The following is a 6,879-nucleotide window of genomic DNA, read 5'->3' as shown; positions in this document are numbered from 1 at the left end:
GATCGGCTTCCCCGTCTCCTCAACGATCCGGACAGCTCCCTCACGGAACTCCCGGTCGTACTTCTTCCGCTTCTCTGACATCACCACTCCTTATAGCTGATGCCTCTACGGTCCGGGGGGAACCTCACACCAGCCCACACCCCACCGGATGGGGCACCACCCCCACCCCCGAAGAAGGCCTATGGAACCGCCGAGGCTGGGCAGGACGACCCCACTAACACCCCACGACACGCCACCTAAAACAACACGTTCTGTCCTATAACCCTCAATCATGGCGTCGCTCTTCGGGCTGACTCTTGACGCCTTCGCGCCCACCCGTGCCGCTGATGGCTCATGGACCCCCGCCCCGTACGTGCCGGGAACGCAGAAGTCCCCGGCACTTGCTGGTGCCGGGGACTCCGCTCTCGTGGCGGGGGCAGGATTCGAACCTGCGACCTCCGGGTTGCGGGCTGTGCGCGCCCTCATTTGCACCGTTGAGCACGTCCAGCTGCGGCTTTACTACTACTGCTGGCGTTTGTCCCGAACACCAGCAGTCGAGACAAACGCCAGCAATGCCGCTAACGCCAGCAATGATGCCCGCCGGCTCGCCGTGATCACCGCCAAGGGTGCGTGAGTCATGGGCACTCAGACCACCACGAAGAAGGACAAGAACCTGGTCCGCCAGCTGCTGGCGATCGCCGGCGACCCCAGCGCGTCCCAGAACGAGCGCGACCAGGCCCAACTGCGGGCATCCATGCTCATGGCCCGCCTCATGATCAACGAACTCGACCTCGACGACGGCAACACCGAGCAGATCACCACACGAGACATCATCGTGATGGGAGGACCAACAACTGCCTCCTCCACCCAGGCCGCCGCACTCCACAGGATCGCCCGCGCCGCAGGCGCCTCCACATACAGCACCCTGCGCCTCCGAGAGACGCGCGAACGGGGCCGAGGCCCCCACATCGTGGTCCACGTCGTCGGCTACCCCTCCGACCTAGACCAGCTCATGCCGCTCCTGACCGCTGTCCAGGCCCATGCCGCCGTCGGCTGGCGAGCGTGGACCCGCACCAACCCTCGCCGGTACAAGCCCATGAAGCCCGCGACCCGACGGGCCACCCGCGACGGCTACATCCTGGGATGGGGCGACGCCATCGCCACCCGGATGCGGGCCGCCCGCGCCAACACCATCGCCCAACGCGACCAGGACACCCCCACCGGCAGCGCCTCCACCGCCCTCGTGGTGCGCAGCCGCGACCAGCGCATCACCGACTACCTCAACACCCTGGGACTTATCCCCGGGAAGACCCTCAACCCCGACTACCGCGCCTACCACGACGGCCAGCGCGACGCCCAGGCCTCGGGCCTGGGAACCAACCCCAACACCATCACCCACCGTGACCAGGACATGTAACCACCCTTGGAGTCTTCATGAACCACACGACCCAGCCCAGCCGGCCCAATCCCATGGTCGGTCTCCAGCAGATCCAGCAGGCCTGTCAGGACATCGACTACCGCGTCTCTGGTGATCACTCGACCTGGGACGCCTACCACGAAGGGCAGCACGACCTGGCCGCGACCATCGAGGACATCCTCGACAGCGTCCAGGCCACCACTACCGTTCTGTCATTCATTGATGTCCTCCTCCTCATGGAGGCCGTGGACCGCCTGGCCGACGACCTACGCGCCCAAGTCGCCAACGGCGACACCAGCGTCCAGGCCGACCTGGAGCGCACCGACCATCTCAGCCACATGCTCACCAACGCTGCAAGCATCGAGCTCACCCAACCAGCAGCCACCACACCCAGCGGCACCCACAACCTCTCCAAGGAAGCCTCATGACACCACATATCCTCGCCATCGCCAACCAGAAGGGCGGGGTCGGCAAGACCTCCACCACCCTGGCCCTGGCCCACAACCTCGCCCAGGACGGCCGCGTCCTAGTGATCGACACCGACCCACAGGGCAACGCCACCGACATCCTCGACGCCGACATCAGCGCCGAGTCCATCACCCTCCACGACGTCCTAGCAGCAGTCATGGACCGCTCCGTGGACACCGGCGCCATCACCAACGCCATTACCCCCGCCTCCCCCGCCTGGAGCGGCATCGACGTCGTGCCCGGCACACGCGCCCTAGCCGGCCTGGAGGCCATCACCACCATCGGCCGCGAGGCCGCCCTGCGCACCGCCCTCGACGGCGCTACCCACGACTACTCCCATGTCCTGATCGACTGCCCACCGGCCCTGGGAGTCCTCACCGTCGGGGCACTCGTGACCGCCGACGCCGTCCTGGCCATCACCGAAGCCCGAGCCTCATCCGTGGCCGGCCTGGCCGAGCTCATGGACACCATCACCCTCACCCAGACCCACTACAACCCCCACCTCTCTCTGGCCGGTATCGCCGTCAACCGCTACCGGCCCGACCGCCAAGACACCACCGCCTGGCGCCAGGTCCTGACCGACACCTACGCCGACCTCATCCTCGGCGAAATCCCCGAGCGCGACATCGTCGCCAAGGCCGCCACCAACCGCGTCCCCGTCCCCGCTTCCGAACGCGCCGGACGCGACTACACCGCCGCCATCCACCACCTGGCCACCCGCCTCCTGCCCCACCACTGAAAGAGGACCACCCCCGTGAAAGCCCCCACGCCGCGCCCCCGCAAAGCCCCCCTCGTCCCCAAAGCCAACACCCCCGACCCCGCCCTCATCGGCGCCACCAGCGTTGCTGGCAATGCCGCTAACGCTGGCGTTGCCAGCAACGCCAGCGCCACGGCCGGCGCCCCTACGGTCAAGATCACCGTGCGCATCGACGCCGCCACCGCCGCCAAAGCCCGTACCGCCTACCGCCTGAGCCTGTCCGAGCTCGAGCAGACCCCATCCAGCTTCTCGGCCTGGGTCGCCGGCGTCATCGCCGACGCCGTAGCCACCGCCGAAGCCGCCCACGGCCCCCTGACCCCCACCCCCACCGGCGTCCTACCCACAGGCCGCCCCACCGGCCGATAACCTAATCACCAAGGAGGAAACATGAGCGCCGTGCCCTGGCCCCGCCTCTAGACCCACGCCGGCTGGCGACTTGGGATGCTGCGTGCTATGAGCACACTCCCCATCCCCGTCCCCGTGCCCTGGTTGGGGCCCTTGGAGCACTTCGAGACCACCATGCGCGCCGCCGGCATGCGCCCGGCCACTATCGCCACCCGTGCCCGCCACATCCGCCGCCTGGCCCGCACCATCGGCGCCCCGCCCCACGCCATCACCCCCAACGCCCTACTGGAATGGGCCGGCAACCAGGACTGGGCGCCGGAAACCCGCCACGCCTACTACGTCTCCATCAAAGAGTTCTACGCCGCCATGGGGGCCGATCCGTCACCCGCGGCCGTCCTGCCCTCGATCAGCCGGCCCACACCCCCACCTCGCCCCACCCCAGAGCATGTCTTCGCCCAGGCCCTAGCCCGGGCAGACGAGCGCACCAGGGCGATCCTGACCCTGGCTGGCTGCCTGGGGCTGCGCTGCGCCGAGATCACCCGCGTCCACCGCGACGACCTGGCCGACGGCCCCATGGGCGCCACTCTGATCGTCCGTGCCAAAGGCGGCCACGACCGAGTCCTGCCCTTAGACGACCAGCTCGCCTCCCTCATCCGGCGGCGCACCCAGGCCAGCCCTGAGGGCTGGGCCTTCCCCTCACGCGACGGCGGACACATCCACCCCCGCTGGGCCTCCAAGCTCGCCTCCCAGGTCCTCCCACTCGGCTGGACCCTCCACTCCCTTCGCCACAGGTTCGCCACTGTCGCCTACCAGGCCGACCGCGACATTCTGGCCATCCAGCGCCTCTTGGGCCACTCCTCCGTAGCCACCACCCAGCGCTACACCGCCCCGGCCCTCAGCGCCATGCGCGCTGCCATCACCGCCGCTCATCCCGCCACCGCGACAATCCCAGAGCCACGGGGGCGCTGGGCGAGCTGACCCCGGGTTGGTGCCGGTGGCTGGGGTCCGTAGGGCCCGGCCGGGCACGGCGGGCGGTGCCCGTAACCGGTTACCTGCCGCTGCCGCCTAGCACCCGGCCGGCTGAGCTGGGTCGTGCTCACCGACCGTCGTGGTCAGGAACAAAACCAAGTAAAGAGGCAAGGCTGACCTCGGGTGGTGGGTCACCGCCATCGCACACCTCGCTTGCCAGATCACGCACCCCCACTGACAGCACCACCGTCAGCGTTAGCGGCATTGTCGTTGTTGCTGGCGTTGCCAGCGTTGCTGGTCTTCATGATGTCTGCGGCGGTGGGGGTGCGCGCACGGAGCACGTAGGTGGTGACGTGCTTGGAGGGTCGTGATGAGAAAAGGACTGCTGGCTGCTCTTACTCCCTTGTTGTTCATAGTGCCAATGATGGTCGGTGGTAGTGCCGATGAGGGTGGCGAGAGCCTTGGTGGGGAGAAGACTTCTACTCCTTCTGCTGTCAGTGGTGTTCCTGCGGAGTATCGGGAGGCGGTTATCCGGGCGGGGGCTGTGTGTGAGCAAATTTCCGCTCCCGCAATCGCAGCCCAGATCGAAGCGGAGTCGGGGTGGGATCCCAAAGCGCAATCGTTGGTCGGGGCGCAAGGGATCTCGCAGTTCATGCCCGAAACGTGGGATAGTCATGGTAAGGACGGGGACGGGGATGGTCAGGCAGATGTGTGGAACCCGGCCGACGCGATCTGGTCCCAGGCGCACTATATGTGCGAATTGTCTGGGGCGATCGCAGAGATGATCGAGAACGGTGAGGTTCAGGGCGACCCCTTGGAGTTGACTCTTGCGGCTTATAACGCGGGTATTGGTACAGTTCAAGAGGCGCGAGGTATTCCCCCGTACCCGGATACCCAACAGTATGTTGCGGCGATTATCGAAACGATGCCTCGGTTCATGCCCAGTCAAGGTCAAGAGACTAGCGAGGCCGGCCCTGTAGCAGCTATGGCGATCAGCACGGCCCGCAACTATATTGGCCTGCCCTACGTGTGGGCCGGCGAGTCCGGTGCTGGCATGGACTGCTCGGGCCTAACCATGCTCGCGTACCGGGCCGCGGGTGTCGAGCTGACGCACTCCTCGCGTGTCCAGTATGGGGAAGGCACGCAGGTGCCGGTTGACCAGGCCCAGCCCGGTGACTTGCTGTTCTGGTCTCATGACGGGACTCAGAACGGTATCTATCACGTCGCCCTCTACCTGGGGGAAGGCCGGGTTATTGAGGCACCAACCTTTGGGATGGAGGTGCGCGAGGCAGCGGTGGACCACCAGGAGTTAATGCCCAACGCAGTCCGTCCGTACTAGAGCGGATTGAATCGACGGTGGCCGAGGCGTCTGGTGGTAGTGCGAACGCGGTTGGTCCCGCCTCGATGCGGGACCAACCGCGTTCTTCGATTACAGGGATGCAGTGTCCTTCTGGTTGGGTGTTGTGTGAGCGTGTTATCCGAGTGTTTGAGCGAGCGCGGCCGCGGCTGCGAGCCAGGCGCGGCGGGTGATGGGCGCTAGTGAGTCGAGGGTCAGTGGTCGTCCGGCCATTGCGGGGTCGTAGGGGATGCCGACGGCCGCGCGGGCGATAGAGGAGAAGGTCTTGACGAGTTCGTGCGGGCCCGGTTCGGCTTTGGAGCCTTGAGAGACGATGACCAGTGCCTGGTCGGCGAGTTGTGCCGAGTGCTGGTCGTCGCGGCTGAGTTCGTCGAGCAGGAGTCTGGCGGATTCAGCGTGTTCGGGCCGGGTGATGGTTGGGACGACCAGGGCGTCGGCCTTGGCGATCATGGCTCGCCAGGACAGTGTTGTTTCGTCGTTGCCTGAGTCGATGACGATGACGCGGTAGTAGCGTTCCAGCACGTCGTGGACGCGCAGGAACGTCGCCGCGTCTCCGTCTCCTGATGCTGCCAGGACTTCGGGGCGTGATCGGAGCACGTCGAAGCGGTCGTCGCGTTGGTGGTGGGTGAAGCGTGCGATCTCGGCGGCGCGTGCCGTCGGTGATAAGAGGTGATCAATTTCGGGGAGGAGATCGATCACGGAGTTGTCGTGAGGTCCTGTCTGGGTTCGCCAGCCCAGGGTTCCCCTGCTGGGGTTGTTGTCCCAGGCGACGACTCCTGTGCCGCTGTTACGGGCCAGGATCGCGGCGAGAAGGATTGTTGAGGGGGTTTTCCCGGCGCCGCCTTTACCGTTGACTACTGCGATGGTTCGTGGTCGTGGCCAGTGCTGGGATACTAGAGCGATGTCGGCGCGTTCGGCGCGCTCGTGTGTTGAGGGCCGCAGGTGAAGCCCGAGGGTGTTGAGGATGCCGCGCACTCCGTTTTTCGCGGGTGCTTCATTGGCGATGTCTTCCAGAAGTGTTTGTTGGCGGAGTGCTGCTTGGCGTTCGCGTCGGGTTTGGGTGTGTGCGTGGGGTGTCTCGGTGATCTCTGGCTCAGGAGATGCTGGCGACCCTGTGGCGAAGGGAGTGGAGGGTCCAGCCGAGTGGGAGGACCTGGGAGGCGAGCTTGGAGGCCCAGCGGGGGTGGATGTGTCCGCCGTCGCGGCTGGCGGGGGTGTGGCTGGGGGCGCTGCCATGGTGGTGATGGCCGGGTTGGATCTGGTGGGTGTGGTGGCGTGCGGGTCGTGGGTCTGGTCCTCGATCTCGTCCGACCCGGCCATTGGTTCGGCGGCTGAGATTGTTCCGTCCGGGTTGATGGCGATGGTGAAGTCGCCGTCGGGGTCGGTGCACGTTGCGATGATGGTCTCGTCCAGATCGGCGGCGCGGTTGATGAGAATGTTCTTGACTTTGTCGCGCGCATCGTTCAGGTCGGTTCCGCGTACCGGCCGCATGACGTCCCCGACGCTCATTGATCCGCTTCCCGCAGCGGACAGATTGATTGTTGCTTGCAGCACGGTTACTCCTTCGGTGCGTTATTTGCGTCGTGT

At 66.2% G+C, this 6,879-nt stretch carries 8 protein-coding genes; 7 read left to right on the top strand and 1 reads right to left on the bottom strand.

Going from position 1 to position 6,879, the window contains the following annotated elements; all coding sequences use genetic code 11:
* Positions 1-271: 271 nt before the first annotated feature.
* From EUC46_RS06565 to EUC46_RS13385, 7 genes are all read left to right on the top strand, one after another.
* Positions 272-613 carry a hypothetical protein gene (locus EUC46_RS06565; protein WP_128773386.1) on the top strand — a complete coding sequence of 114 codons (342 nt, stop codon included), beginning with the start codon at positions 272-274 and terminating at the stop codon, positions 611-613.
* 3 nt (positions 614-616) lie between these two features.
* Positions 617-1,396 carry a hypothetical protein gene (locus EUC46_RS06560; RefSeq protein ID WP_128773385.1) on the top strand — a complete coding sequence of 260 codons (780 nt, stop codon included), beginning with the start codon at positions 617-619 and terminating at the stop codon, positions 1,394-1,396.
* Between the two features lie 17 nt (positions 1,397-1,413).
* Positions 1,414-1,824, top strand: coding sequence for a hypothetical protein (locus EUC46_RS06555; RefSeq protein ID WP_128773384.1), 411 nt, complete (start codon positions 1,414-1,416; stop codon positions 1,822-1,824).
* Positions 1,821-2,603, top strand: coding sequence for a ParA family protein (locus tag EUC46_RS06550; protein WP_128773383.1), 783 nt, complete (start codon positions 1,821-1,823; stop codon positions 2,601-2,603). Before EUC46_RS06555 ends, EUC46_RS06550 begins: the two co-directional genes overlap by 4 nt.
* Positions 2,604-2,618: 15 nt before the next feature.
* Positions 2,619-2,987: a hypothetical protein gene (locus tag EUC46_RS06545; RefSeq protein WP_128773382.1), complete on the top strand. Its 369-nt coding sequence runs from the start codon at positions 2,619-2,621 to the stop codon at positions 2,985-2,987.
* Between the two features lie 87 nt (positions 2,988-3,074).
* A complete protein-coding gene (locus EUC46_RS06540; RefSeq protein ID WP_128773381.1) occupies positions 3,075-3,944 on the top strand; it encodes a tyrosine-type recombinase/integrase in 870 nt (289 codons plus the stop codon).
* Between the two features lie 361 nt (positions 3,945-4,305).
* On the top strand, positions 4,306-5,274 hold the full coding sequence (locus EUC46_RS13385) for an NlpC/P60 family protein (RefSeq protein WP_128773380.1): 969 nt from the start codon (positions 4,306-4,308) through the stop codon (positions 5,272-5,274).
* A 135-nt stretch (positions 5,275-5,409) separates the two neighbouring features.
* Here the strand turns inward: EUC46_RS13385 and EUC46_RS06530 are convergent, their stop codons facing one another.
* Entirely contained in the window at positions 5,410-6,846 is a 1,437-nt protein-coding gene (locus tag EUC46_RS06530) for a MinD/ParA family ATP-binding protein (RefSeq protein ID WP_241655439.1), read from the bottom strand.
* Between the last annotated feature and the right edge of the window lie 33 nt (positions 6,847-6,879).

This window comes from Actinomyces oricola, assembly GCF_004104015.1.
Classification (GTDB): domain Bacteria; phylum Actinomycetota; class Actinomycetes; order Actinomycetales; family Actinomycetaceae; genus Actinomyces; species Actinomyces oricola.
Note: the sequence above shows the minus strand (reverse complement) of the source record. Positions and strands in the feature narration are given on the sequence as shown.

Excerpts from the sequence above, each read along its gene's own strand:
- EUC46_RS06560 (WP_128773385.1), top strand. The coding sequence starts at position 617 with ATGGGCACTCAGACCACCACGAAGAAGGACAAGAACCTGGTCCGCCAG.
- EUC46_RS06540 (WP_128773381.1), top strand. The coding sequence starts at position 3,075 with ATGAGCACACTCCCCATCCCCGTCCCCGTGCCCTGGTTGGGGCCCTTG.
- EUC46_RS06565 (WP_128773386.1), top strand. The coding sequence starts at position 272 with ATGGCGTCGCTCTTCGGGCTGACTCTTGACGCCTTCGCGCCCACCCGT.
- EUC46_RS06550 (WP_128773383.1), top strand. The coding sequence starts at position 1,821 with ATGACACCACATATCCTCGCCATCGCCAACCAGAAGGGCGGGGTCGGC.
- EUC46_RS13385 (WP_128773380.1), top strand. The coding sequence starts at position 4,306 with ATGAGAAAAGGACTGCTGGCTGCTCTTACTCCCTTGTTGTTCATAGTG.
- EUC46_RS06555 (WP_128773384.1), top strand. The coding sequence starts at position 1,414 with ATGAACCACACGACCCAGCCCAGCCGGCCCAATCCCATGGTCGGTCTC.